The sequence below is a fragment of the Rhizobium deserti genome (assembly GCF_004358025.1).
In the GTDB taxonomy this organism is placed as follows: domain Bacteria; phylum Pseudomonadota; class Alphaproteobacteria; order Rhizobiales; family Rhizobiaceae; genus Neorhizobium; species Neorhizobium deserti.
Window position 1 is genome coordinate 715,855 of sequence record NZ_SMTL01000003.1, and the last position, 23,739, is coordinate 739,593.

Sequence of the window (23,739 nt, forward strand, 5' to 3'; positions counted from 1 at the left end):
CCCTGAGATTGGCGAATAAAAAGCCTGAGGAAGAACGTCATGAGACTTACGATCAAATCTAAACTGATGGCTGCCTTCGGCACGATCCTCGCCTTGATGCTGGTGATCGGCGGATACGGTCTTTACGAGCTCCACAAGTCGAGCGCCATGCTGCATGAGGTTATTTCGGGGCCGGTTGCCCGGCAGGCCAATGCCCTCGGCATGAGCAATAACCAGAGGCAGATCGCCCGCTCGCAGCTGGAACTCGTCAATGCGACGAGCCCGGAGGAATTCCGTACTTATGCCGCGGCCGGCGACGAGAGCCTGAAGCAGTTGATCGATAGCGCGCAATGGGCAAGCCAGGCAGCCCAGACGGAAGGCGGCAAGAAGGCCTATGCCGAGATCGTCGGCATGGCCAGGGAGATCGGCCGTGTCGGCGAGCGGATGCGCTCGGTTGCGCAGACTGGCGACAAGACAGGCGCTCTCAACATCTACAAATCCGAGATCATGGTGCTGATGCAGAAGGTCGAGACCTTGCTTGAGGCCCGCCTGCAGACCAACCGCCAGCAGATGACGGACGCGGAAGAAACCGAGGCCAAGAGCTTTGCTATGACGCAAATGCTGGTCATTTCCGGCTTGGCAATCGCGCTGTTGATTGGCGGCGTGGCAGCATTCCTCATCCTGCGCAGCATTGGTCGTGGGCTCAAGAGCATCCAGACGGCCGCCGATGCGATTGCGGTCGGCAATCTCAACCAGAAGATCGAGGTCGCTTCCAACGACGAACTCAAGGATGTCATCGACAAGGTAAATGTCATGGCGGCCAACCTGCGCAACACTGCGATGGTCGCCGATCGCATCGCCGCCGGCGATCTGAAGGTCGAGGTCCAGCCGCTCTCCGACCAGGACGTGCTCGGCATTTCCATGCGCAACATGGTGACCAACCTGCGCGCGACCGCCGATGTCGCCGACCGCATCGCGGCGGGCGACCTGCGCATCGCGCCGAAGCCGCTGTCCGAGAAGGACGTGCTCGGCATTTCGCTGCTCAGCATGGTGGAACGTCTGCGCGGCGTGGTTGCCGATGCACTGACCGCCTCCGACAACGTATCCTCCGGCAGCCACCAGCTTTCGGCCGGGTCCGAGCAGCTTTCCCAGGGCGCCACCGAACAGGCAGCATCGGCCGAAGAGGCATCCGCCTCGATGGAGCAGATGGCCGCCAACATCAAGCAGAATGCCGACAATGCCGCCCAGACGGAAAAGATCGCCCGCCAGTCTTCGCGCGACGCCGAAGCCTCCGGCCAAGCCGTCGCCCGCGCCGTCAGCGCCATGAAAACCATTGCCGACAAGATCTCCATCGTCCAGGAGATCGCCCGCCAGACCGACCTGCTCGCGCTCAACGCCGCCGTGGAAGCGGCCCGCGCCGGCGAGCATGGCCGCGGTTTTGCGGTCGTCGCCTCGGAAGTCCGCAAGCTGGCTGAACGCAGCCAGACGGCCGCGGCTGAAATCAGCGCCCTGTCGGGCGAAACGGTGCAGATCGCCGCCAATGCCGGCGACATGCTCAACCGCCTGGTCCCCGACATCCAGAAGACGGCCGAACTGGTATCCGAAATCTCGGCCGCCTGCCGCGAGCAGGATATCGGCGCCTCCCAGATCAACGAAGCGATCCAGCAGCTCGACAAGGTCATCCAGCAGAATGCCGGCGCTTCCGAGGAAATGTCGAGCACGTCCGAAGAGCTTGCCGCCCAGGCGGAAGAATTGCAGGCCTCCATCGCCTTTTTCCGGGTCGATCGCAGCAGCGAAAGCCAGCGGCCAGTGACCACCCAGCCCGGCCGCCCTGTCTTGAACCCGGCAAAGCCGCGGGCCAACCACACAGTTCCGGCCCAGCAGGCGCGCGTCCGTGGCTTCGCCCTCGACATGTCCATGGGCGGCCCGGATCAGGATGACAACGATTTCCGGGAGAGCGCGTAATGGCTGTTTCCGTTGAATCCCAATATGTCACCTTCAGCCTGGGCGAGGAGATCTTTGCCGTTCCCGTTTCGGTCGTGCGGGAAATCCTTGACCATGAGGAGCCGTTCAAGATCCCCCATGGCCCGGATTATCTTCTGGGACTGCGCGACGTGCGCGGCCACGGCATACCGGTCATCGACCTTCGCCTGCGGCTCGGCATGAACAGGACGGTGAAGACGCCGCATACGCGTATCCTCGTGCTCGACGTTCCGGTGGCCGATCGCGTCCTGGCGCTGGGCTTGGTCGCCGACCGCGTCTTCGAGGTCGTGCCCTTCCGGGCCGAGCAGGTGGAAACCGCGCCCGATATCGGCATCCGCTGGCGCTCCGATTACATCGCCGGCGTGGTGCGCCGGGATGTCGGCTTCGTGGTGATCATCGACCTTGCCCGGCTGTTTTCGGATTCGGGCCCCGCGCTCGCCCATGTCGGACCGTCGGCGCAGGTGGCCTGACATTCAACCCTGGCAGCAGCCCGAGCTGAACATTTGAGACCTGTGGAGACGCGCGTGGGATTGGCAATGACAAGCCAGCCGCTGGACGACCGGCTGAGCAAGCGCAATTTCGATATGCTGTCGAAATATATCTACGACTACAGTGGCATAAAGATGCCGGAGAACAAGATGACCATGCTAGAGGGTCGCCTTCGCCGGCGCCTTCGGGTCACCGGTGCGACGAGCTTCGACAACTATTGCGACTATCTGTTCAACCAGGGCGGCCTCGAAACCGAGGACATTTACCTGATCGACGCAGTCACCACCAACAAGACCGACTTCTTCCGCGAGCCCAAGCATTTCGAATACATGACGAAGATGGCGCTTCCGGACATTGTCGCGTCCGGGCCGGAGCGTCGCATACGCACCTGGAGTTCGGCATGCTCCACGGGTGCCGAGCCCTATACCATGGCCATGGTCATGTCCGAATTCCTCGCCGCCTCGGCACCGGACCGGGACTATTTTGTGCTGGCCACCGATCTTTCGACCGACGTCCTGCAAAAGGCAAAGCGCGGCATCTACCAGAAGGAGCTGCTGCAGCCCGTTCCGCCGGAGATGATGCGCAAATATGTGATGCGCTCGACCAACAACAAAAGTGGCGACATGCGCATCACGCCGAAACTGCGCTCTAAGGTGGGCTTTGCGCGCCTGAACCTGATGGACGACAAATATCCGGTCGGCGATCCGATGCACATCATCTTCTGCCGCAATGTTCTCATCTACTTCGACAAGCCGACGCAGCAGCATGTGCTGACACGGCTCTGCGATTGCTTGGCGCCGGGTGGCTATCTGTTCATCGGCCATTCCGAAAGCGTCACCGGGCTCAACCTGCCGGTCACCCAGGTGGCCAATACTGTCTTCAAACGGATGTAATCCATGCCCGGCAAGATCCGCGTCCTGATCATCGACGACTCCGCCAGTGTCCGGCAGGTCTTGAGCGCGGTCCTTTCCGCCGATCCCGAGATTGAGGTCATGGGGGTCGCCAATGATCCCTTCATGGCCGCCCGCAAGATCCGCGAGGAGATACCGGACGTCATCACGCTGGACGTGGAAATGCCGCAGATGGACGGCATTACCTTCCTGCGCAAGCTGATGGCGCAGCATCCGATCCCGGTGGTGATGTGTTCGTCTTTGACCGAAAGCGGTTCGGAAACCCTGATGCAGGCGCTGGAAGCGGGTGCGGTCGACATTATTCTCAAGCCGAAGATCGGCGCTGCGGACCATCTGGCGGAAGCCGCCGAACAGATCTGCACCGCTGTCAAGGGCGCGGCCCGGGCGCGTGTCCGCCGGTTGCGGCCTTCCCGGCAGACGGAAGGATCGACCACGGCCAAGCTGACGGCCGATGCGGTGCTGCCGCCGCCGACCAGAACCGGCGCCATGGCCAAGACCACCGAAATGGTCGTCTGCGTCGGCGCCTCCACCGGCGGAACCGAGGCCCTGCGCGAACTGCTCGAAGCGCTGCCGGCCAACTCGCCGGGCATGGTGATCGTCCAGCACATGCCGGAAAAGTTCACCGCCGCCTTCGCTAAACGGCTCAACGGCCTTTGTCAGGTCGAGGTCAAGGAAGCCGTGGACGGCGATCCGGTGCTGCGCGGGCATGTGCTGATCGCACCGGGCGACAAGCACATGCTGCTGGAACGCAAGGGCGCACGCTATGTGGTTTCCTTGCGGGCCGGCCCGCTGGTCAGCCGCCACCGTCCGTCGGTGGACGTGCTTTTTCGTTCCGCGGCGCGCTCGGCCGGCGTCAATGCCATGGGCGTGATCATGACCGGCATGGGCGACGACGGCGCCCGCGGCATGAACGAAATGCACGAGACGGGTGCCTATACGCTGGCCCAGGACGAGGCGACATCCGTGGTTTTCGGCATGCCCAAGGAAGCGATCGCCCATGGCGGCGTCGACAAGGTCGTGCCGCTCGAGCAGATCGCCCGCGAAATCCTCGCCGCCGACAAGCGAAGGTAGATCGCACTTGAACGTGGGCGGCGGCTGTGCCTTCTCGCTCGAAAGGGGCAGGCAGGAAAAGCGGCTGGATCTGCCACCTTTCCGACGACGAAAGCCTCTACGAGGCCGTGAAGGTTACCTTCACGCCACGCTGCCGAAAATACGCCTGCATCAGTTTTCTGCCGGACCGATTGTTCTGCACCAGTCGGGCGGGATCGAACTCGGCTTCTTTCAAGCCTTCGCGCATCAAGGCCGCCTTGAGCGTGGCAATGTGCAGGTCGATGTCGGCATTATCCGCCTGCAGCGATTCATAAATACGGTTGGTTGCGTCTGCTACGGTAGGGTCGCTCACGATGATACTCCGATGCGGGGTTTCGCTGGCACTAGCATGTCTTTCGCCTTTGCCAAACATAACAATCCTGACTTGTCTGGTTTGGCGGCTGCTGTCTTGACGCCGGGACGCTGAAGCGATTGCGGGCCATTCCTGGCAGGTTCTCCGTGACTAATCGTTAGATCCTATTCCGCCACATATGCGGCCAGTTCCTCCGGCGCTCCCGTGGGAAAGGCCTCCTTCAGATAATCAAGGAAGGCGGAGACGCGGGCGCTGAGCAGCCGTCGCGTCGGATAAAGGGCCCAAAGCCGTGTTTCCGGTCCATCGATATCTCCCCAATGAACCAGCCTGCCTGCAGCAAGATCCCGGCTGACCAGGGATATGGGAAGCCGCGCCGCGCCGACGCCCATCCGCACGGCGTCCCGCACCATGGTCAGGGAAGACAGGCAGAGAACCGGATCAACGGTGATTTCTGCTTGCCCCTCGGCAGTTGTCATCGTCCAGGTCCTTGCCTGATCCGGTGAGCCGCGCACGACGACAGGCACCACCGCGCCCTTTGCCGGGCGCGCGATCGTCGGGCTTGCCACGATCACCAGGGCGTCGCGCAGAAAAGCGCGCCCGACAAGGCTTTCGTCCGGATCCGGATTGACCCGGATCACCAGATCATAGCCTTCCTCCACCATGTCCACGGCGCGATCTTCCGTGATGATTTCCAGGCGTACCTCCGGATATTGCATGGCAAATCCCGCCCCCAGCTTGCCCATGGCCGTCTGGGAAAACAGCAATGGCGCGCTGATCCGCAACCTGCCCCGCGGCCGGTTGCTGCCCGATGCGATGGCTGCCGCCGTCTCGTCCAGTTCGGTCAGCAATGCGCCCGCCCGCTCAAAAAGCGCCCGCCCCTCCTCTGTCAGCTTCAACATCCGCGCGCCTCGCTCGAAGAGGCGCAGGCCAAGGCCCGCCTCGAGTTCCGCCACCCGGCGCGAGAGCGTGGCCTTTGGGCGTCCCGTCGCGCGGGCGGCGCGGCCAAACCCGCCATGGCGCGAAACGGTGACGAAATCGGCAAGAGCAAGCAGGTCCATCTGTTCCACCTCTGAGACAGCGAGTCCAGATTAAGCGTCTATTGGATCATCCATGGACCGGCCATATTCGGGTTGTCAACAATGACCAACCCGGAGACATGCAAATGACCATTCTCGTTACAGGCGCAACCGGCCGCGTCGGCCGTCACGTCGTCAGCCAGCTTCTGAAGCGTGATGCCACCGTCCGCGCCCTTGTCCGTGACCCCTCGAAAGCTGCTTTGCCGGCCGGTGTGGACGTGGTGCAGGGCGACATGCTCGATATCGACGCCCTGCGCTCCGCCTTCACCGGCATCCGGACCCTCTTCCTGCTCAATGCGGTGTCCGGCGACGAATTCACCCAGGCGCTCATCGCCCTCAATATCGCCCGGGAATCCGGCGTGGAGCGGGTCGTCTACCTGTCCGTGATCCATAGCGAGCACTTCGTCAACGTGCCGCATTTTGCCGTCAAGTCCGGCGCCGAGCGTATGATCGCGCAGATGGGCTTCAGCGCCACCATTCTGCGTCCGGCCTATTTCATCGACAATGAGCTGATGATCAAGGACGTCATTCTCAACCACGGCGTCTACCCCATGCCGATCGGCGGTAAGGGCGTGGCCATGGTGGACGCGCGTGATATTGCCGAAGTTGCGGCCATCGAACTCATCCGCCGCGATACCGCCCCCGGCAAGCTGCCGATCGAGACCATCAACCTGGTCGGCCCCGATACGCTCACCGGCTCGGATCTGGCCGGCATCTGGTCGCAGGTGCTGGGTCGCCCGGTCGTTTACGGCGGCGACGATCCGACCGCTTTCGAGCAGAACCTCGCTACCTTCATGCCGAAATGGATGGCCTATGAAATGCGGCTGATGGCCGAGCGCTATGTCAGCGACGGCATGGTGCCGGAGGCTGGCGATGTGGAGCGTCTCACCCGTCTCCTCGGGCGGCCGCTGCACAGCTACCGCGCCTTCGCCGCGGGCCTTGCTGCTTCGGCCTGAGCGCCGCGCAAGTCCCCAACCACAAGGAACATCGCCATGATCTATTCTAATGCCACCGTTCCCGTGAACCCGGAACATGAAATACCGCTGACCCGCGCGCAGATCTGGGCGGGGCTGGAGCTCAAGGCCCGCGATGCCCGGCTGTTTCTGCCGCCGGGCCTCTGCACCCGCTGCGAGGTCGTCGAGGAGAGCGAGACCCATTTGGTGCGCGAAGCGACGATCGGCGGCGCCGATCTGCGGGAAATCATCACGCTGGACCGCGAGCGCAAGGTCACCTTCTTCCAGGCCACCGGCCCACGCGAAGGGGCGATCGTCAACGAGCTCTTCGAAGACGAGGCAGGAGCGCTTCAGCTGCGCTTCTATTGTTATCTCGGCTTGCGCGACAAGCAGCCCGGCGGTCCGCAAGAGCAGGCGGAACAGGCGCAGTTCGACAGCGACAAGGGCTACAGGGCAGCGCTTGTGTCGACCCTCGCGCGGACCCGTGAGCTTCTCGCCCAAGGCAGTCTCTGACCGGCAGCCGATGGGATCATCCGGGACGCCTTTGTCACAGGCGTCCCCCCGCTTCCGGCACGTCCATCCATCCATGGGGGACGAACTCTTGCAGTCGCGTTTTCGGACTTCCTTAACCATGTTTGGCAAGAATGCGCTGACGCATCATGAGGGTGCAATGCCAGAGCAGTGGGCTCGCAGCCAAACAGGACCTCGAGATGCCAGTCATTACATTTGCCAATACCAAGGGCGGCGCCGGCAAGACCACTGCCGTTCTGCTGCTTGCAACCGAACTGGCGCATCAGGGCTATCGCGTGACCATTCTGGATGCGGATCCGCAGCGCTGGATCTCGCGCTGGCATCAGCTTTCGCCCCTCGATAGCAAGCTCAACGTCATTTCCTATGTGACGCAGGCCTCGATCGAGCGGCAGATCGCCGAAAACCTCTACAAGACCGACTATTTCGTGATCGACCTGCCGGGCGCCCAGAGCCCCCTGCTCGCCAAGGCGATCGGCCTGTCCGACCACGTGCTGATCCCGATCCAAGGTTGCGCCATGGATGCTCAGGGCGGCGCCAACGTCCTTGAACTGCTTCGTTTCCTGGATGAGAAGGGCGGCATCAAAGTGCCCCATTCCGTCGTCCTCACCCGCGTCAATTCCATGGTCACCACGCGTGCCCTGCTGGCCGTCAAGATGCTGCTTGCGGAACGCAATGTGGAAGTGCTTGGCACGCCGATCATCGAGCGTGCGGCCTTCCGCGACATCTTCGATCTCGGCGGCACGCTTCATACGCTGGACGAAAACCGCATCAGCAATCTCGACAAGGCGCGCCAGAACGCCCGCGCCTTTGCCGCCGAGATGATCCGCCGCGTGCCGATCCGCGGCACGGTGCCGCTGTCCGAGCGCTATACCCGGGTCGCCTGAGGAGACGATTGCCTGGGCAACGACCCGGCTGAATTCGTTGAAGGCAGCTGCTTGCGCAGAACGATTTGCACGCGATCCTGAAGACGGGTTACACAAGGCGTGACCGTTCAGGAGGAAACATGCGGGCAGTCTTGGGTGAAGTCGAAAAGCGCCGTGCCGAGGCGCGTCTCGGCGGCGGTGAAAAGCGCATTGCCGCACAGCATGCCAAGGGCAAGCTGACCGCCCGCGAGCGGATAGAGGTGCTGCTCGACGAAGGCTCCTTCGAGGAGTTCGACATGTATGTGACCCACCGTGCCGTGGATTTCGGCATGGAGAGCCAGAAGATCGCCGGCGACGGCGTCGTCACCGGCTGGGGCACGATCAACGGCCGCCAGGTCTATGTCTTTTCCCAGGATTTTACTGTCTTCGGCGGCTCGCTGTCGGAAACCCATGCGCAGAAGATCTGCAAGATCATGGATATGGCGGTGCGGGTCGGGGCGCCGGTGATCGGGCTCAACGATTCCGGCGGTGCCCGCATCCAGGAAGGTGTCGCCTCGCTTGCCGGTTATGCGGAAGTCTTCCGGCGCAATGCCGAAGCCTCAGGCGTCATCCCGCAGATTTCCGTCATCATGGGCCCCTGCGCCGGCGGAGCGGTCTATTCGCCGGCCATGACCGATTTCATCTTCATGGTGCGCGATTCGTCCTATATGTTCGTCACCGGCCCGGATGTGGTGAAGACGGTCACCAACGAGATGGTCACGGCCGAGGAACTGGGGGGCGCCGGCACCCATACGAAAAAATCTTCGGTTGCCGATGCCGCTTACGAAAACGATGTCGAGACGCTGGAAGCGGTCCGCCAGCTCTTCGACTTCCTGCCCCTGAACAACCGCGACAAGGTGCCGGTGCGGCCCTATCACGACGACCCGGCCCGGATCGACGAGCGCCTCGACACGCTGATTCCCGACAGCCCGACCAAACCCTATGACATGAAGGAGCTGATCCTGGCGGTTGCCGACGAGGGCGATTTCTTCGAGATTCAGGAAGCCTTTGCGCGCAACATCCTGACCGGCTTCATCCGCATTGAAGGCCAAACGGTCGGCGTGGTCGCCAACCAGCCCATGGTGCTGGCCGGCTGCCTCGATATCGATTCATCGCGCAAGGCGGCCCGCTTCGTGCGCTTCTGCGATGCCTTCTCGATCCCGATCCTGACGCTGGTCGACGTTCCAGGCTTCCTGCCGGGCGTCGCGCAAGAATATGGCGGCGTCATCAAGCACGGCGCCAAGCTGCTGTTTGCCTATTCGGAAGCGACCGTACCGATGGTGACGCTGATCACCCGCAAGGCCTATGGCGGCGCCTATGACGTCATGGCATCAAAACACATCGGCGCCGACATCAATTATGCCTGGCCAACCGCCGAGATCGCCGTCATGGGCGCCAAGGGTGCGGCCGAAATCCTCTACCGCTCGGAACTGGCCGACCCGGAAAAAATCGCAGCCCGCACCAGCGAATACGAGGTGAATTTCGCCAACCCGTTCAAGGCGGCCGAGCGCGGCTTTATCGACGAGGTGATCATGCCGCATTCCTCGCGCCGCCGCATCGCCCGCGCCTTCGCCTCGCTGAAGAACAAGCAGGTGACCACCCATTGGAAAAAGCACGACACGATTCCACTATGATAGGACGCTTTTGTTGCAGGGAACGCGATGCCAAGGGTATTCGAATGGAAGGGGTGGCGTTTTGAATTCTACAGCCTTGATCGTCATGAGCCGCCGCATGTGCACATCCGCAAGGATCGCAAGGAAACGAAGATCTGGCTCTAATCGTTGACTATAGCGCGCAACAAGCGCTGCACTGATAAGGGACTGAACGAGCTTCTTGCCGTCGTTCAGAAAAACCAAGGGTCCTTCCTGGAGAAGTGGCATGAGCATTTTGGAAATTGAAGATGACCTTCTCGAACCGGTCGAGGCCTACTGCACCGATACAGATCTCGTCGTGCAGCTGGAGAACGGGGCGTCGCTCGTTACGCCGCTTTGGTGGTATCCGCCGCTGCTCGCCGCCGCAGCCAAGGACCGCAACACGATAGAGCTTTCGCCCTATGGCGTTCACTGGCCCATGCTCAACGAAGATCTCAGCATCGAAGGCATGCTGAAAGGCTCCCGATATCCTGATGCCAAGCCGCCTGCCGAGGCCGCCGCCGAATAAAAGTCCGTCTTAGCGCAAGCGCTTTGTCCCGAGGACAGGCGTTTTCTGCACCTATGTTCATACCACTGCTAGCAAGGACCGATTTCATGACCGACAAATCCGCCGCCGACAATTTCCCCGCCGGCTATGAACTGCCAAAGGTCTGGACCTGGGAAAAGGGCAATGGCGGCCAGTTCGCCAATATCAACCGGCCGATCGCCGGCCCGACCCATGACAAGGACCTGCCGGTCGGCAAGCATCCGCTGCAGCTTTATTCGCTGGCGACGCCGAACGGCCAGAAGGTCGGCATCATGCTGGAGGAGCTTCTGGCCGCCGGCCACAAGGGCGCCGAATACGATGCCTGGCTGATCAGGATCGGCGAGGGCGACCAGTTCGGCTCCGGCTTTGTTGAGGTGAACCCGAATTCCAAGATCCCGGCGCTGATGGACCACTCGACGCCCGAGCCGACCCGCGTCTTCGAATCCGGCGCCATCCTCCTCTACCTCGCCAACAAGTTTGGCGATGCCTTCCTGCCGAAGGACCACAAGGCACGCACGGAAACGATGAACTGGCTGTTCTGGCAGATGGCCTCGGCGCCCTATCTCGGCGGCGGCTTCGGGCATTTCTATGCCTATGCACCGATCCACATCAAATATGCCGTCGACCGCTTTTCCATGGAGGTGAAGCGCCAGCTCGACGTGCTCGACCGCCACCTCGCCGACCACCGGTTCATGGCAGGCTCTGAATATTCCATCGCCGACATTGCGATCTGGCCCTGGTATGGAAAGCTGGCGCTCGGGCAGGCCTATGGAGAGGCCGGCGCCTTTCTTGAGGTCGAAACCTACACGCACCTGCAGCGCTGGACAGCCGAGATCGCAGAGCGCCCGGCGGTCACGCGCGGCTGCATGGTCAACAAGGTCAATGGTGATCCGTCGGAGCAGTTGCCTGAGCGCCATGATGCCTCCGACTTCGAAACGAAGACGCAGGACAAGGTCGCCAAGGCCTGAAGAACGATTGCAAGGAGATAGGGATGGCCAGACCGCCCGAAATGACGAAACACCGGGGCTTTCCGTCCGGCCTGCCGGGCCACGGCCATCACTTCACCATCCGCCGTGCCAATGAAAAAGGCGCCACGCCGCTGAAACAGCTGCAGCGGCTGGCCCGCCCGAACACGATCGAACAGAAGGTCGATGCCGCTTTCCTGCATGCACTCTGGCACCATTTCGGTTCCGAACCTTTCGAGCGCGGCAATCTCGATGCGGGCCGGCTGAACCTCCTGTTTGGCCGCGAGGTCGTGCCGGCCGAGGACAATTTCGACCCGACATCCTACGAGGCGCTGCTGCGCATCGATGAGCGGGTCGCGCGCAGAAGCTTTCCGGAAAGCTTCGACGACGTGTTCGAGGTTTGATGCGATGGCAAAAGATCCTCTCATGCCAAAGCACCAGGGTTTTCCGCCCGGCTTGCCCGGAACGCAGTGGCAATACACGCTGCGCCGGCCGAACCCCAAGGTGACCCCGCTCACCAACTGGCCGCGCCACCGCACCATGGACCCAACGGTCGCGCTGGCGGATCTCGGCTTTGTTCAGGCGCTCTGGCAGTTCTTCGGAAACGAACCCTTCGAGCGCGGCAATCTCGACGGCGAACGCCTCTGCCGCCTCTTCGGCCGCGAGCTCGTCGCGGCCGAACGCGGCTTCGACCCGCAGTCCTACTTCGCCAAGTTGAAGATCAACGAAGCGCTGGCACGGAAGAACTTTCCGGAAGCCTTTGGCGAAGTGAAGGATGAGCAGAGCGTGGCGAAGGGCTTGAAGAAGGCGACCCGCGAATAGCGGGCAGCGCGGAACTTGAGGAGGCATGCAATGATCGTTTTGCAGCACAGGCGACCGGTGCCGACGCAAGAGGTATGCCGATGAGCACAGGAATCAGCCAAGAAAACGGGGGCTGGCTGACCGACCACGTGCCTGCAGCTTTCCTCCCTATCGAAACCCCGGTCCCGGGAGACACACGCCAGTGATCCAGAAAATCCTCATCGCCAATCGCGGCGAGATCGCGTGCCGGGTCATCAAGACGGCGCGGGCGATGGGCATTGCCACGGTCGCCGTTTATTCGGATGCCGATCGCGACGCGCTGCATGTAAAGATGGCCGACGAGGCGGTGCATATCGGCCCGGCGCCCTCGAACCAGTCCTATATCGTCATCGACCGGATCATGGAGGCGATCTTGCAGACCGGCGCGGATGCCGTGCATCCCGGCTACGGCTTCCTGTCGGAAAACCCGGTCTTCGCGGCAGCGCTCGAAAGAGCGGGCGTCGCCTTTATCGGGCCGCCGGTCAAGGCCATCGAGGCAATGGGCGACAAGATCACCTCGAAGAAAATCGCGGCGCAAGCCGGTGTCTCCACCGTGCCCGGCCATATGGGCCTGATCGCCGACGCCGACGAGGCGGTCAAGATCTCCGCCGGCATCGGCTATCCGGTGATGATCAAGGCTTCGGCGGGCGGCGGCGGCAAGGGCATGCGGATTGCCTGGAACGACGCAGAGGCGCGCGAAGGCTTCCAGTCGTCGAAGAACGAGGCGAAGGCCTCCTTCGGCGACGACCGCATCTTCATCGAGAAATTCGTCACCCAGCCGCGCCATATCGAGATCCAGGTTCTCGGCGACCAACACGGCACAACGCTCTTTCTCGGCGAGCGCGAATGCTCCATCCAGCGGCGCAACCAGAAGGTCATCGAGGAGGCCCCGTCGCCTTTCCTCGATGCCGCTACCCGCAAGGCGATGGGCGAACAGGCCGGGGCGCTCGCCAGGGCGGTCGGTTACTTTTCGGCCGGCACGGTGGAATTCATCGTCGACGGCGACCGCAATTTCTACTTTCTGGAAATGAATACCCGCCTTCAGGTGGAACATCCGGTGACCGAACTGGTGACCGGCATCGACCTGGTCGAGCAGATGATCCGCGTCGCCGCCGGCGAAAAGCTATCCTTCGGCCAGAAGGATGTGAAGCTCGACGGATGGGCAATCGAAAGCCGGCTCTATGCCGAGGATCCCTATCGCAATTTCCTGCCTTCGATTGGCCGGCTCACCCGCTACCGCCCGCCCGTGGAGGGACCGCAGCCTGACGGAACCGTGGTGCGCAACGATACCGGCGTCTTCGAGGGCGGCGAGATCTCCATGTATTACGACCCGATGATCGCAAAACTCTGCAGCTGGGCGCCGGGTCAGGGGGATGAGGCACGCCTGATCGCGATCCAGGCGATGAGCAGGGCGCTGGACGATTTCGAGGTGGACGGCATTGGCCACAACCTGCCCTTCCTGTCGGCGGTCATGGAGCATGAGCGGTTCCGCTCGGGCAAGATCACCACGGCCTTCATTGCCGAGGAATTCCCGGATGGTTTTTCCGGCGTCCATCCGGATCAGGCGGCGGCCAAAAAGCTCGCCGCCATCGCGGTCTTCATCAACCAGACGCTCCGGGAACGGGCAGTGCAGATTTCCGGTAGGATCGGCAGTCCTAGCCCGATGGTGGGCAAGGATTGGGTCGTGACGCTGGCCGGCTATGAGGAGGCCGTGACGCTCGAAGGCGGTCTCGATGGAGGCTCGATGGTTTTCTCCGACGGCACAAGCCTTACCCTCACCGGCGACTGGTGCCCCGGCCAAAGCCATGCCCGCTTCCAGGTCGGCGGCGAGCCCATGGGCGTCAAGATCAATCTCGTTGCATCGACCATCCGGCTGCGCTGGCGCGGCATGGATGTCATCGCCCGCGTTCGCTCGCCGCGGGTGGCGGAACTTGCCCGGCTGATGCCGGTGAAGCTGCCCCCGGATACGTCGAAAATGCTGCTCTGCCCCATGCCGGGCGTCATCACCTCCGTTTCGGTGCAGGCAGGTGATCAGGTCGAAGCCGGCCAGGTGCTGGCCACGGTCGAGGCGATGAAGATGGAAAACGTACTCAAGGCGGAGCGCAGGGGCGTGGTCAGCCGCGTTGCCGCCAGTGCCGGCCAGAGCCTGGCCGTGGACGAACTGATCATGGAATTCGAGTAAGGACGGGCAATCGATCCGGAACTGCGCATGGCAAATGTTGGATCGTTGAGGATTGGTTCGTCCTTGGGCCATCACCGTGGATTGGGAAGATCAAGCTCATGCCCAGCACCATCACCTTGCACCGTGTCTTCACGACCCGCCCAGAAAAGCTCTATCGCGCCTTCACCGAAGCCGATGCTCTGGGCAAATAGCTGCCGCCGAACGGCTTTACCTGCACGGTCCATTCGCTGGATCCGGTCGTCGGCGGTAAATACGGGATGTCGTTCCGAAACTTCACCACCGGCGGCGCGCATTCCTTTGGCGGTGAATATCTTGAACTGACCCCCAGCGAACGCGTCCGCTATACGGACCGGTTCGACGATCCCAACCTGCCGGGCGAGATGGAGGTCACGGTCACTCTGAAGGCCGTGCCGGTCGGCACCGAAATCAACATCATCCAGGCCGGCATACCGGACCTGATCCCGCCGGAAGCCTGCTATCTCGGCTGGCAGGAATCGCTCCGCAACTTGGCCAAACTCGTCGAGCCCGAGATCAACGATTAGCACATCTAGGCAGCGAATGGATCACGCGTCGCCCAGCCGCTTCAGCATATGTCGCTGGTGGTCTTGGCCGCTGAGGAAGATGGCTAGGATTCGGATACTGAGCTCTTCCTCGTCGACTTCGAAGTAGAAGACTGATTGGTTCTTCGCGACGTATCGTAAATTCGGCCTGAGGTTTCTATCCAGCGTTCCCTGAAATGGAGCAAGCAACAAGGTTTCCATGTCGGTCTCGATCGCTGCGATGCGTTTGATTGCCCTGGCGAAGGCATCTTGCAGAGGCTCGTCGAAGGTCATGTATGACATGAACAGGTGGTCGAAGATCAGCTCGAAATCGTGGTCGGCTTCCTCCGAGCGCACGACCTTATAGGCCATAAGCTTTTCTCTTCGCCTTGATCATCGCTTCAACGCGTTTATGGCTTTCCTCCATTGTCACAAACTTGCCTCCGGCGCGGCGATCCAGCAGCGCTTTCAGCGCCGCCAGTTCGGCATCCTTCAGCTCTGTCTCTTCTCGAAGGAGCTCAAGCCCGCGCTGAATAACGGCGCTGAGGCTCGAATACCGGCCTTCCTCGACAAGCTTGCGGGCAAAAGCATCCTGTTGCTTGGAGATGGAGACGGAAGATTTGACGGACATGGCAGGGCCCTCCTTTCCTCGCAAATTTACTACTGGGTAGTATAAACGTCAATTTGCAAAAAAATATGTCCGGCAGTTTCCCCGCCTCCCGAACCTGTGCCTACAATAGCTTCGTTCCGCCCTCGGATACACCGGCAGGCGTGCTGGCGAGGCGGAACCGGCGCGGCGCATGAGCGAAAGACGCAAAAGCTCATGATCCGGGTCCGCGAAAGATCGCGGCCAGAGAGGCGTCTCCTGGCTGGGCCTCGAGCCCATGGAAATGTGCGGCGGCGGGTGAAACACCGCCGTCCTTCAAAATCCGTCGGAGCTTGCGTCGATCAAGCCGCGCAGGATCTGTCGGACGAGGCATCGGGTCGAGCCGGTGTCGTCCATTTCAAGCGATCGGGCTTGCGGACATAAACCGCCGAACGGGGCGCTGAGAGGTGTCACCCATACTAAACCATTACGAGGCAGCTTTCAGCGCCCCGTCCGAATTTGAAAGGTCACGATCACCAAGGGATTAATCCGCCCGGATAACAGGAGCCCACCATGCGATACCGGAAATACTTTCTGCCGCCGCCGCCTTGGAACCCGAACCGTCGGACCTGGAGCCCCGCCCAGATCGAGACGCTTCTCTCGGAGGCTCCACCTCGTCTTGCCGGATTGCTGACCTATCTCGAAGAAGAGCTTGAAGCCGGGCGCAGGTTGATTGCCAGGATGCGGAACAAGGTGGAATATGATTTCGAACGGGAGGAAGAATGCGATGGTCGAAAAACCGAGCCCGATCGGTAAGCAAGACTGGCAGTTGCTCGCCGAAAAGGAGCTCAAGGGCCCAGCCGAAACGCTCGTCTGGCACACCGCCGAAGGCATAGACGTCAAGCCGCTGTATACGGCCGAGGATCTTCAGGGGATCGATCATCTCGTCGGCCTGCCCGGCTTTGCGCCTTTCGTGCGCGGACCGCGCGCCACCATGTATGCCGGCCGTCCCTGGACGATCCGCCAATATGCCGGCTTCTCCACGGCGCAGGAAAGTAATGCCTTCTATCGCCGCAATCTCGCTGCCGGCCAGAAGGGCCTCTCCGTCGCCTTCGACCTCGCCACCCATCGCGGCTACGATTCGGATCATCCTCGCGTCGAGGGCGATGTCGGCAAGGCGGGCGTGGCAATCGATTCGGTCGAGGACATGAAGATCCTCTTCGACGGCATTCCCTTGAAGGACATGTCCGTGTCGATGACGATGAACGGCGCGGTGATCCCGATCCTTGCCTCTTTCATCGTCGCCGGCGAGGAGCAGGGCTGCTCACGCGCCGAGCTGTCGGGCACGATCCAGAACGACATCCTCAAGGAATTCATGGTCCGCAACACCTATATCTACCCGCCCGAACCTTCCATGCGGATCGTTGCTGACATCATCGAATACACGGCCAAGGAAATGCCGCGCTTCAACTCGATTTCGATATCCGGCTACCATATGCAGGAGGCAGGGGCGACGCTGGTGCAGGAACTGGCCTTCACTCTGGCCGACGGTCGCGAATATGTGCGTGCGGCGCTGGCCAAGGGACTGAATGTCGATGACTTCGCCGGGCGCCTGTCCTTCTTCTTCGCCATAGGCATGAACTTCTTCATGGAAGCGGCCAAGCTGCGGGCCGCACGCCTGCTCTGGTCGCGGATTATGGAGGAATTCCAGCCGCAAAAGCCCGGATCGCTGATGCTGCGCACCCATTGCCAGACATCCGGCGTCTCGCTGCAGGAGCAGGACCCCTATAACAATGTCATCCGCACTGCTTATGAGGCACTTTCTGCCGTGCTTGGCGGCACCCAGTCGCTGCATACCAATGCCCTGGATGAAGCCATGGCCCTGCCAAGCGAATTCTCGGCCCGCATTGCTCGCAACACGCAGTTGATCCTCGCGCATGAGACCGGCGTCACCAAGGTCGTCGATCCGCTGGCCGGCTCCTATTATGTCGAGAGCCTGACACACGAACTGGCGGAAAAGGCTTGGGCGCTGATCGAGGAGGTCGAGGCCATGGGCGGCATGACCAGGGCGGTTGCGGACGGCATGCCGAAACGGCTGATCGAGGAGGCCGCTACGCTGCGCCAGGCTAAGGTCGACAGGGCCGAGGAGATCATTGTCGGCGTCAACAAATACCGGTTGGAGAACGAAGATCCGATCGATATCCTGGCAATCGACAACACGGCTGTGCGCAACGGCCAGATCAAGCGCCTGGAAGAGGTGCGCCGCCAGCGGGATCCGGCGCGGGTTTCCGCGGCGCTCGCCGTTCTGGAGGAGGCCGCCGAGACCGGCGAAGGGAATCTGCTGGAAGTCGCGATCGAGGCGGCCCGCGCGCGCGCCACAGTCGGCGAGATTTCGGATGCCATGCGCCAAGCCTTCGGCAGTCATTCCGCCGTGCCGGAAGTGGTCTCCGACATCTATGGCCCCGCCTATGAGGATGATCCGGAATACCGGACCATCGTCTCACGCCTTGGCGGCTATGGCCAAACCCTTGGCGCCAAGCCCAAGATCCTCGTCGCCAAGCTCGGCCAGGATGGCCATGATCGCGGTGCCAAGGTCATCGCCTCCGCCTTTGGCGATATCGGCTTCGAAGTTCTAGCCGGGCCGCTGTTCCAGACGCCGGACGAGGCGGCGGATCTGGCCGTGAGCGAAAAGGTGCAGGTGGTCGGCATGTCGTCGCTGGCGGCCGGACACCGGACGCTGGCGCCGCAGCTGGTCGAAGCCTTGCGGGCGAAGGGGGCGGACAACATCATCGTCGTGGTCGGCGGCGTCATTCCGCGGCAGGATTACGACTACCTGCTGGAAAACGGCGTTTCGGCCGTGTTCGGTCCCGGCACCAATGTTCTCGATGCCGCCAATTTGATCATCGACCTTTTGGAGGGGCGCCGCCGAAACAGTGTCGCGTGAGACAAATGCAAGCATCATTTCTCTCGCCATACGTATTTCTGTAAAATAATGATGATTAGATTCATGTCATGAAATATACGTGCCTGGAACTGGGCATCGCATGATCAACAATGGGAGATAGCTTCAAGTTTTAAGGTTTTGTGACAGCGTCATTCGGCCAGATTCTGCGTCATATAAACTTCATTGGCCGCCGCATATTGAACCGGATAATAGGGCTGGCGCAAACGTCCGCGTCTCCTTTCCCTCGAGGTTCTCATGCAAGCCAAGCTTCTTGGCGCCCTTGGCGCCCTTCTCGCGACAGCCTTCCTTGCTGGCCCCGCTTCCGCCGCCGACAAGACCAAGATCGATTTCTGGTTCGGCAATTCCGGTGACATCGCCAAGCGTGTCCAGGAACAGTGCGATCGCTTCAACCAGTCCCAGGCGGAATACGAAGTCATCTGCACCAGCCAGGGCACCTACGATGCTTCGCTGCAGAACACGATTGCAGCCTTCCGGGCCAACAAGCAGCCGACCATAGCCCAGGTCTCCGACGCCGGCACGCTCGATATCATGCTGTCGGGCGCCTACTACCCGGCCAACAAGCTCATGAAGGACATGGGCTATGACGTCGACTGGAAGGATTATTTTTCCGGAATTTCCGGTTATTACGCCACCTCCAAGGGCGAAATGTACTCCTTCCCCTTCAACTCTTCGACGGCGCTCCTTTACTGGAACAAGGACGCCTTCGCCAAGATCGGCAAGGATCACGCTCCGACCACCTGGCAGGAAGCCGGCGAGGACCTGAAGAAGCTCAAGGATGCCGGCTATGCCTGCCCGCTCGGCTTCGATATTTCCAACAACGAAGTCTGGCAGTTCGTCGAGCAGTTCGAAGCCGTCAACGGCGAAGCGATGGCCACCAAGAGGAACGGTTTCGAAGGCCTCGACGCCGAACTCATTTACAACAAGAACCCGCTGCTCGTGTCCTACATCAAGGACCTCAAGACGTGGTATGACGCCAAGCTTGCCGTCATCAAGAACAAGGCCGTCGGCCAGACCTTCATTGAAGCCTTCGCCGCCGGCGATTGCCAGATGATCCTGACCTCCGTCGGCGACCATGGCAATATTGGCCGCACCGCCAAGCCGGGCATGAATTGGAGCGTCTCCATGCTCCCGACCTATGCCGATGCCAAGCGTCATTCGTCCTTCGTCGGCGGCGCCTCGCTTTGGGTCCTGAAGGGTCATTCGGAACCCGAATACAAGGCCGCCGCCGCCTTCTTCAACTTTATCGCCAAGCCGGAAGAAGCCCTCACCTGGTCTACCGTCACCGGCTATATCCCGGTCCGGAACTCCGGCTTCGAGTACCTGAAGAGCCAAGGCTTCTACGACAAGGCACCCTATACCGGTCGTGAACTCGCCATTCAGAGCCTGACCGCCTCGCCGGCCGACGACACGGCGCCGAAGGGCATGCGTCTCGGTGGCCTTCTGCAGGTCCGCACCGAAATCGCCAACGGCCTGCAGGCGATCTTCATCAACAATGCCGATGTGCAGGCTTCGCTCGACTCGGCTGCTGACCGCGGCAACCAGATCCTGCGGCGCTTCCAGCAGACCTACAAAAATGTCCAGCTTCCCTGATCCCCGCATCTTCGTCTGAGCGCATAATAGCGCAAGACGAAACAGCGACTGCCGGTCCGAAACCTGAGCGTTTCGGACCGGCGTTTTGCAAACGGACGGAGCCCATGGAAAAGCGCGTTACCTTCTCCTCCACGATAACCGGCCTTCTGTTCGTTGTGCCGATGCTCCTCCTGATCTTCGTGTTCTTCTACTGGCCGAGTGCGCAGGCGCTGTACTGGGCCTTCACGCTGGAACAGCCCTGGGGCGGCGGCAACCGCTGGGTCGGCTTCGACAACTTCTCGCAGCTGCTGAGCGATCCGGTCTATTGGGGCGCGATCGGCCGCAGCATGATGTTCGGCCTGTCTTCGACCGCAATCGCCATGGGGCTCGCGCTCATCCTCGCTCTGCTCACCGATCGCGAACTGCGCGGCCACAAGATCTACCGGTCCGTCTTCATCTGGCCCTATGCGATCGCGGCCCCGGCTCTCGGCCTGGCATTCCGTTTCATCCTGGCGCCGGAAGCCGGCCTGTTGTCGATCATCAACCAGGTCTGGCCCGGCCTGTGGAACCCGGCACTCGACGGCAAGGATGCGATGATTGCGGTGATCGTCGCCTTTTCGTGGAAGTATATCGGCTATAATTTCATCTTCTTCCTGTCGGCGCTGCAGGGCATCCCGCGCTCCCTGACCGAAGCGGCCGCCATGGACGGATCCGGACCGATGCGCCGCATCCTCGATATCCAGCTGCCGCTGGTGACGCCGACGCTCTTCTTCCTGCTGGTCATCAACATCACCGAAAGCTTTCAGGATTCCTTCGGCATCGTCGACATCATGACCCAGGGCGGCCCGGCCCGAGCAACCGAACTCATGGTCTACAAGATCTATTTCGATGGCTTCAAGGGGCTCGATTATTCGGGGGCCGCCGCCCAGTCGATCATCCTGATGCTGCTCGTCATCATCCTCACCATTTTCCAGTTCCGCTTCATCGAGCGGCGCGTGCATTACAAGTGAGGCACCAGACATGAGGCCCAAACCATGATCGAACGCACGCCGATCTTCAACCTGATCTGCTACACCATCCTGGCGCTCGGGCTGGTGATTGCGCTGCTGCCCTTCGGCATTGTCATCATCGCCGCGACGCTCGACCTGAAGGCGGTCAACACGGTTCCCATGCCGCTCGTCCCGAGCTCGCATTTCTGGGCCAATGTTCAGGAAGCCTGGACACGCGCCGATCTCGGCAACAAGCTCGTGCACAGCATGATCTTTGCCGTCGCCGTCGCCTTCGGCAAGGTTCTCCTGTCGTCGATGGCTGCCTTCACCATCGTCTATTTCCGCTTTCCCGGCCGCTATCTGATCTTCTGGCTGATATTCATCACGCTGATGCTGCCGCTCGAAGTGCGCATTGTTCCGACCTATTCGATCGCCGCCAACGCCCTGCAGCCATTCCAGGCGATCCTCGACGTCACCGGCCTGACTTCGCTCTTCGCCTGGCTGTTCGGAATCAAGATCAAGCTGGAATGGGGGCTGCTCAATTCCTATCCCGGCCTTGTCCTGCCGCTGGTGGCGACGGCCACGGGCACCTTCCTTTACCGGCAGTTCTACCTGACCGTTCCCGACGAACTGGCAGAAGCGGCAAAGATTGACGGGTCGGGGCCGGTGCGCTTCTTCGTCGACGTCCTGCTGCCCTTGTCGCGCGCCAATATGATCGCCCTCTTCACCATTATGTTCGTCTGGGCCTGGAACCAGTATCTCTGGCCGCTGCTGATCACCACAGACCCGAAATTCGGCATTGCCGTCACCGAGCTGAAGACGCTCATTCCTTCCGAGTTCGGATTGCCGGACTGGAACGTCGCCATGGCCGGGACGCTGATCATCATGTCGCCGCCGCTCATCCTCGTCATCCTGATGCAGCGCTGGTTCGTGCGCGGCCTCATCTCCACCGACAAGTAAAGGGTTACCGCCTTGGCACCGATCTCCATCCGCGACGTCAAGAAAAGCTACGGCAAGACACCGGTCGTGCACGGCGTCGATCTTGAAATAGAATCCGGCGAGTTCATCGTCATTCTGGGGCCTTCCGGCTGCGGAAAATCGACGCTGCTGCGCATGGTGGCGGGCCTCGAGGAGATCAGCGGCGGCGAGATCGCCATCGACGGGCGGGTCGTCAACCAGATGGAGCCGCGCCAAAGGGGCTGCGCTATGGTGTTCCAGAACTATGCGCTTTATCCGCATATGACGGTGGCGGATAATATCGGCTATGCGCTGAAGGTCGCCGGCGTCTCAAAGGCGGAGCGCAGCCGGCGGATCGGCGAGGTTGCCAAGGCGCTGAGCTTGGAGCCTTTCCTCGCCCGCCGCCCGATGGCGCTTTCGGGCGGGCAGCGCCAGCGCGTCGCCATGGGCCGGGCGATGATCCGCGAGCCGAAGGTCTTCCTGTTCGACGAGCCGCTGTCCAACCTCGACGCCAAGCTGCGCATCGCCATGCGGGCAGAAATCCGCCGTCTGCATCGGCGGCTCGGCGCCACCTCGATCTTCGTCACCCATGACCAGAACGAGGCGATGACGCTGGCCGACCGCATCATCGTCATGAATGCCGGCAAGGTGGAGCAGGTTGGGACGCCCGAAGACGTTTATAACTTTCCCCGCACCCGTTTCGTCGCCGGCTTCGTCGGAACGCCGGCCATGAACCTGCTCGAGGGCCGCGTCAACGAGGATGGCGCCTTCGTGTACGACCAAGGCCGGATCGTCGATTTGCCGCAGGATGCGGGGCAAGCCTTTGCCGGCCAGCGGGTGGTGCTGGGGGTAAGGGCGGAAGCGGCCCGGCTCGTTTCGCCGGAAGCGCAGGGGGCGCTGGTTGCGACGGCTGATTTCATTGAGGAACTGGGGGCGAGCCGGGTCGTGCATGCGGATTTCGACGGGCTTCCGTTTGCCGTTGCACTGACGGACAGCGTCCGGCTAAAGCCGGGCGACCGTGTTGGCATCGTCATTGACCCCCACAGGATGCATCTTTATTCGGCCGAAACCGGCGCGGCGATCCTTACGCCTGCCCTCGCCGGCACAAATCTCGCCCACGCCTGAGGAACGTTGACTTTTCGCCCTCCGGTGGCTCCCTGCCCATCGCCTTGAACCTAGCTTCCGTAGAGCGCGACAGCGATCATGGCTGAAGTCAGTGGCGGCGCTCGACCGTTCCGCCAGCCTTCTTGCGCAAGCGAGATCTTCGAATGCTTGGTTCAAGCCCGCAAAGCATTGGATTGTTATCACGACTGGGAAGAAGGCACTCGATATGCTGGCGCATCCGCCCCCGTCTGGCGCGGATCTGTAGGCGGATTTGGATTGTTGGCTTCTGCCAGCCTCCAGGTTTTGCGTGACGATCGTCCTGCGCCTGGAATCCATTCTCGCCTCGATGCAGGCATTTCAGGACTACAGCGCCGGCCTGCGGAAGCGGCACGTAAACGACTACGCCCGCCCTGTGAGGGCGGGTGAGTTCAAGGATAACAATGAGAAGCTGGATTTTCTGGCGCGTTTCCGTGCCATACTCACTGATGCGGAGGCTGATTGGAAAGCGTTGTAAGTTTTGTTGGTTGCGGGGGCAGGATTTGAACCTGCGGCCTTCAGGTTATGAGCCTGACGAGCTACCGGGCTGCTCCACCCCGCGTTATTGATGTAACTGCGACGCAGTTTAGTTGTTTGGTGCAC

25 protein-coding genes, 1 tRNA gene and 1 pseudogene are annotated in these 23,739 nt (G+C 61.5%); 22 read left to right on the plus strand and 5 right to left on the minus strand.

Annotated features, from left to right (window positions below):
- The first annotated feature begins 39 nt into the window (after positions 1–39).
- The 4 genes from E2F50_RS15610 (at position 40) to E2F50_RS15625 (ending at position 4,433) form a co-directional block, all read left to right on the plus strand.
- Positions 40–1,944 (plus strand): methyl-accepting chemotaxis protein, encoded by a 1,905-nt coding sequence (locus tag E2F50_RS15610; RefSeq protein WP_133317070.1) that lies wholly within the window; start codon positions 40–42, stop codon positions 1,942–1,944.
- The gene (locus E2F50_RS15615; RefSeq protein WP_133317071.1) at positions 1,944–2,432 is read left to right on the plus strand and encodes a chemotaxis protein CheW; all 489 of its coding nucleotides are present in this window, start codon (positions 1,944–1,946) and stop codon (positions 2,430–2,432) included. The genes E2F50_RS15610 and E2F50_RS15615 overlap by 1 nt, the downstream gene beginning before the upstream one ends.
- Positions 2,433–2,498: 66 nt before the next feature.
- A complete protein-coding gene (locus E2F50_RS15620; protein WP_133317135.1) occupies positions 2,499–3,344 on the plus strand; it encodes a CheR family methyltransferase in 846 nt (281 codons plus the stop codon).
- Positions 3,345–3,347: 3 nt separating this feature from the next.
- On the plus strand, positions 3,348–4,433 hold the full coding sequence (locus E2F50_RS15625) for a protein-glutamate methylesterase/protein-glutamine glutaminase (protein ID WP_133317072.1): 1,086 nt from the start codon (positions 3,348–3,350) through the stop codon (positions 4,431–4,433).
- Positions 4,434–4,530: 97 nt separating this feature from the next.
- On the opposite strand, the gene E2F50_RS15630 is transcribed toward E2F50_RS15625, so the two are convergent.
- Complete coding sequence (locus tag E2F50_RS15630) at positions 4,531–4,767, minus strand: hypothetical protein (RefSeq protein WP_133317136.1); 237 nt, start codon at positions 4,765–4,767, stop codon at positions 4,531–4,533.
- A gap of 161 nt (positions 4,768–4,928) precedes the next feature.
- Complete coding sequence (locus E2F50_RS15635; RefSeq protein WP_133317073.1) at positions 4,929–5,822, minus strand: LysR family transcriptional regulator; 894 nt, start codon at positions 5,820–5,822, stop codon at positions 4,929–4,931.
- Positions 5,823–5,926: 104 nt separating this feature from the next.
- Here E2F50_RS15635 and E2F50_RS15640 point away from each other — a divergent pair, with 104 nt between their 5' ends.
- From E2F50_RS15640 to E2F50_RS15690, 11 genes and pseudogenes are all read left to right on the plus strand, one after another.
- Positions 5,927–6,796 (plus strand): SDR family oxidoreductase, encoded by an 870-nt coding sequence (locus E2F50_RS15640; RefSeq protein WP_133317074.1) that lies wholly within the window; start codon positions 5,927–5,929, stop codon positions 6,794–6,796.
- A gap of 36 nt (positions 6,797–6,832) precedes the next feature.
- Positions 6,833–7,306, plus strand: a complete 474-nt coding sequence (locus E2F50_RS15645) for an SRPBCC family protein (RefSeq protein WP_133317075.1) — start codon at positions 6,833–6,835, stop codon at positions 7,304–7,306.
- A gap of 197 nt (positions 7,307–7,503) precedes the next feature.
- On the plus strand, positions 7,504–8,208 hold the full coding sequence (locus E2F50_RS15650; protein WP_245515425.1) for an AAA family ATPase: 705 nt from the start codon (positions 7,504–7,506) through the stop codon (positions 8,206–8,208).
- A gap of 119 nt (positions 8,209–8,327) precedes the next feature.
- Complete coding sequence (locus E2F50_RS15655; RefSeq protein ID WP_133317077.1) at positions 8,328–9,860, plus strand: acyl-CoA carboxylase subunit beta; 1,533 nt, start codon at positions 8,328–8,330, stop codon at positions 9,858–9,860.
- Positions 9,861–9,887: 27 nt separating this feature from the next.
- The gene (locus E2F50_RS23690) at positions 9,888–10,004 is read left to right on the plus strand and encodes a DUF4160 domain-containing protein (RefSeq protein ID WP_202615464.1); all 117 of its coding nucleotides are present in this window, start codon (positions 9,888–9,890) and stop codon (positions 10,002–10,004) included.
- Positions 10,005–10,104: 100 nt separating this feature from the next.
- On the plus strand, positions 10,105–10,386 hold the full coding sequence (locus E2F50_RS15665; protein WP_133317078.1) for a DUF2442 domain-containing protein: 282 nt from the start codon (positions 10,105–10,107) through the stop codon (positions 10,384–10,386).
- An 86-nt stretch (positions 10,387–10,472) separates the two neighbouring features.
- Positions 10,473–11,372: a glutathione-dependent disulfide-bond oxidoreductase gene (yghU, locus tag E2F50_RS15670; RefSeq protein ID WP_133317079.1), complete on the plus strand. Its 900-nt coding sequence runs from the start codon at positions 10,473–10,475 to the stop codon at positions 11,370–11,372.
- Positions 11,373–11,395: 23 nt separating this feature from the next.
- Entirely contained in the window at positions 11,396–11,773 is a 378-nt protein-coding gene (locus E2F50_RS15675) for a hypothetical protein (RefSeq protein ID WP_133317080.1), read from the plus strand.
- 4 nt (positions 11,774–11,777) lie between these two features.
- Complete coding sequence (locus E2F50_RS15680; RefSeq protein ID WP_133317081.1) at positions 11,778–12,191, plus strand: hypothetical protein; 414 nt, start codon at positions 11,778–11,780, stop codon at positions 12,189–12,191.
- A 181-nt stretch (positions 12,192–12,372) separates the two neighbouring features.
- Entirely contained in the window at positions 12,373–14,391 is a 2,019-nt protein-coding gene (locus E2F50_RS15685; RefSeq protein WP_133317082.1) for an acetyl-CoA carboxylase biotin carboxylase subunit, read from the plus strand.
- 98 nt (positions 14,392–14,489) lie between these two features.
- Positions 14,490–14,933 (plus strand): annotated as a pseudogene (locus E2F50_RS15690) (SRPBCC family protein).
- Between the two features lie 21 nt (positions 14,934–14,954).
- Here E2F50_RS15690 and E2F50_RS15695 read toward each other — a convergent pair.
- Together E2F50_RS15695 and E2F50_RS15700 are read right to left on the minus strand one after the other, a co-directional pair.
- Positions 14,955–15,302 (minus strand): type II toxin-antitoxin system RelE/ParE family toxin, encoded by a 348-nt coding sequence (locus E2F50_RS15695; RefSeq protein ID WP_133317083.1) that lies wholly within the window; start codon positions 15,300–15,302, stop codon positions 14,955–14,957.
- Positions 15,292–15,561 carry a type II toxin-antitoxin system ParD family antitoxin gene (locus E2F50_RS15700; protein WP_133317084.1) on the minus strand — a complete coding sequence of 90 codons (270 nt, stop codon included), beginning with the start codon at positions 15,559–15,561 and terminating at the stop codon, positions 15,292–15,294. The genes E2F50_RS15695 and E2F50_RS15700 overlap by 11 nt, the downstream gene beginning before the upstream one ends.
- Positions 15,562–16,089: 528 nt before the next feature.
- On the opposite strand from E2F50_RS15700, the gene E2F50_RS15705 reads away from it, so the two are divergent.
- The 7 genes from E2F50_RS15705 (at position 16,090) to E2F50_RS15735 (ending at position 23,614) form a co-directional block, all read left to right on the plus strand.
- Entirely contained in the window at positions 16,090–16,332 is a 243-nt protein-coding gene (locus E2F50_RS15705) for a hypothetical protein (RefSeq protein WP_133317085.1), read from the plus strand.
- The gene (gene scpA / locus E2F50_RS15710; RefSeq protein ID WP_133317086.1) at positions 16,304–18,460 is read left to right on the plus strand and encodes a methylmalonyl-CoA mutase; all 2,157 of its coding nucleotides are present in this window, start codon (positions 16,304–16,306) and stop codon (positions 18,458–18,460) included. Before E2F50_RS15705 ends, scpA begins: the two co-directional genes overlap by 29 nt.
- 255 nt (positions 18,461–18,715) lie before the next feature.
- Positions 18,716–20,071: an extracellular solute-binding protein gene (locus E2F50_RS15715; RefSeq protein WP_133317087.1), complete on the plus strand. Its 1,356-nt coding sequence runs from the start codon at positions 18,716–18,718 to the stop codon at positions 20,069–20,071.
- 104 nt (positions 20,072–20,175) lie between these two features.
- The gene (locus tag E2F50_RS15720) at positions 20,176–21,060 is read left to right on the plus strand and encodes a carbohydrate ABC transporter permease (protein ID WP_133317088.1); all 885 of its coding nucleotides are present in this window, start codon (positions 20,176–20,178) and stop codon (positions 21,058–21,060) included.
- 24 nt (positions 21,061–21,084) lie between these two features.
- Positions 21,085–21,999: an ABC transporter permease subunit gene (locus tag E2F50_RS15725; protein ID WP_133317089.1), complete on the plus strand. Its 915-nt coding sequence runs from the start codon at positions 21,085–21,087 to the stop codon at positions 21,997–21,999.
- A 12-nt stretch (positions 22,000–22,011) separates the two neighbouring features.
- The gene (gene ugpC, locus E2F50_RS15730) at positions 22,012–23,121 is read left to right on the plus strand and encodes a sn-glycerol-3-phosphate ABC transporter ATP-binding protein UgpC (protein WP_133317090.1); all 1,110 of its coding nucleotides are present in this window, start codon (positions 22,012–22,014) and stop codon (positions 23,119–23,121) included.
- Between the two features lie 286 nt (positions 23,122–23,407).
- Positions 23,408–23,614 carry a hypothetical protein gene (locus E2F50_RS15735; protein ID WP_133317091.1) on the plus strand — a complete coding sequence of 69 codons (207 nt, stop codon included), beginning with the start codon at positions 23,408–23,410 and terminating at the stop codon, positions 23,612–23,614.
- 7 nt (positions 23,615–23,621) lie between these two features.
- Here E2F50_RS15735 and E2F50_RS15740 read toward each other — a convergent pair.
- Positions 23,622–23,698: transfer RNA gene (locus E2F50_RS15740), tRNA-Met, on the minus strand.
- Positions 23,699–23,739 lie beyond the last annotated feature (41 nt).

Coding starts and splice junctions, on each gene's coding strand:
- E2F50_RS15625 (WP_133317072.1), top strand. CDS start 3,348: ATGCCCGGCAAGATCCGCGTCCTGATCATCGACGACTCCGCCAGTGTC.
- E2F50_RS15665 (WP_133317078.1), top strand. CDS start 10,105: ATGAGCATTTTGGAAATTGAAGATGACCTTCTCGAACCGGTCGAGGCC.
- E2F50_RS23690 (WP_202615464.1), top strand. CDS start 9,888: ATGCCAAGGGTATTCGAATGGAAGGGGTGGCGTTTTGAATTCTACAGC.
- E2F50_RS15715 (WP_133317087.1), top strand. CDS start 18,716: ATGCAAGCCAAGCTTCTTGGCGCCCTTGGCGCCCTTCTCGCGACAGCC.
- E2F50_RS15720 (WP_133317088.1), top strand. CDS start 20,176: ATGGAAAAGCGCGTTACCTTCTCCTCCACGATAACCGGCCTTCTGTTC.
- scpA (WP_133317086.1), top strand. CDS start 16,304: ATGGTCGAAAAACCGAGCCCGATCGGTAAGCAAGACTGGCAGTTGCTC.
- E2F50_RS15645 (WP_133317075.1), top strand. CDS start 6,833: ATGATCTATTCTAATGCCACCGTTCCCGTGAACCCGGAACATGAAATA.
- E2F50_RS15650 (WP_245515425.1), top strand. CDS start 7,504: ATGCCAGTCATTACATTTGCCAATACCAAGGGCGGCGCCGGCAAGACC.
- E2F50_RS15675 (WP_133317080.1), top strand. CDS start 11,396: ATGGCCAGACCGCCCGAAATGACGAAACACCGGGGCTTTCCGTCCGGC.
- E2F50_RS15655 (WP_133317077.1), top strand. CDS start 8,328: ATGCGGGCAGTCTTGGGTGAAGTCGAAAAGCGCCGTGCCGAGGCGCGT.
- E2F50_RS15610 (WP_133317070.1), top strand. CDS start 40: ATGAGACTTACGATCAAATCTAAACTGATGGCTGCCTTCGGCACGATC.
- E2F50_RS15640 (WP_133317074.1), top strand. CDS start 5,927: ATGACCATTCTCGTTACAGGCGCAACCGGCCGCGTCGGCCGTCACGTC.
- E2F50_RS15680 (WP_133317081.1), top strand. CDS start 11,778: ATGGCAAAAGATCCTCTCATGCCAAAGCACCAGGGTTTTCCGCCCGGC.
- E2F50_RS15700 (WP_133317084.1), bottom strand. CDS start 15,561: ATGTCCGTCAAATCTTCCGTCTCCATCTCCAAGCAACAGGATGCTTTT.
- yghU (WP_133317079.1), top strand. CDS start 10,473: ATGACCGACAAATCCGCCGCCGACAATTTCCCCGCCGGCTATGAACTG.
- E2F50_RS15705 (WP_133317085.1), top strand. CDS start 16,090: ATGCGATACCGGAAATACTTTCTGCCGCCGCCGCCTTGGAACCCGAAC.
- E2F50_RS15725 (WP_133317089.1), top strand. CDS start 21,085: ATGATCGAACGCACGCCGATCTTCAACCTGATCTGCTACACCATCCTG.
- E2F50_RS15615 (WP_133317071.1), top strand. CDS start 1,944: ATGGCTGTTTCCGTTGAATCCCAATATGTCACCTTCAGCCTGGGCGAG.
- E2F50_RS15695 (WP_133317083.1), bottom strand. CDS start 15,302: ATGGCCTATAAGGTCGTGCGCTCGGAGGAAGCCGACCACGATTTCGAG.
- E2F50_RS15635 (WP_133317073.1), bottom strand. CDS start 5,822: ATGGACCTGCTTGCTCTTGCCGATTTCGTCACCGTTTCGCGCCATGGC.
- E2F50_RS15620 (WP_133317135.1), top strand. CDS start 2,499: ATGACAAGCCAGCCGCTGGACGACCGGCTGAGCAAGCGCAATTTCGAT.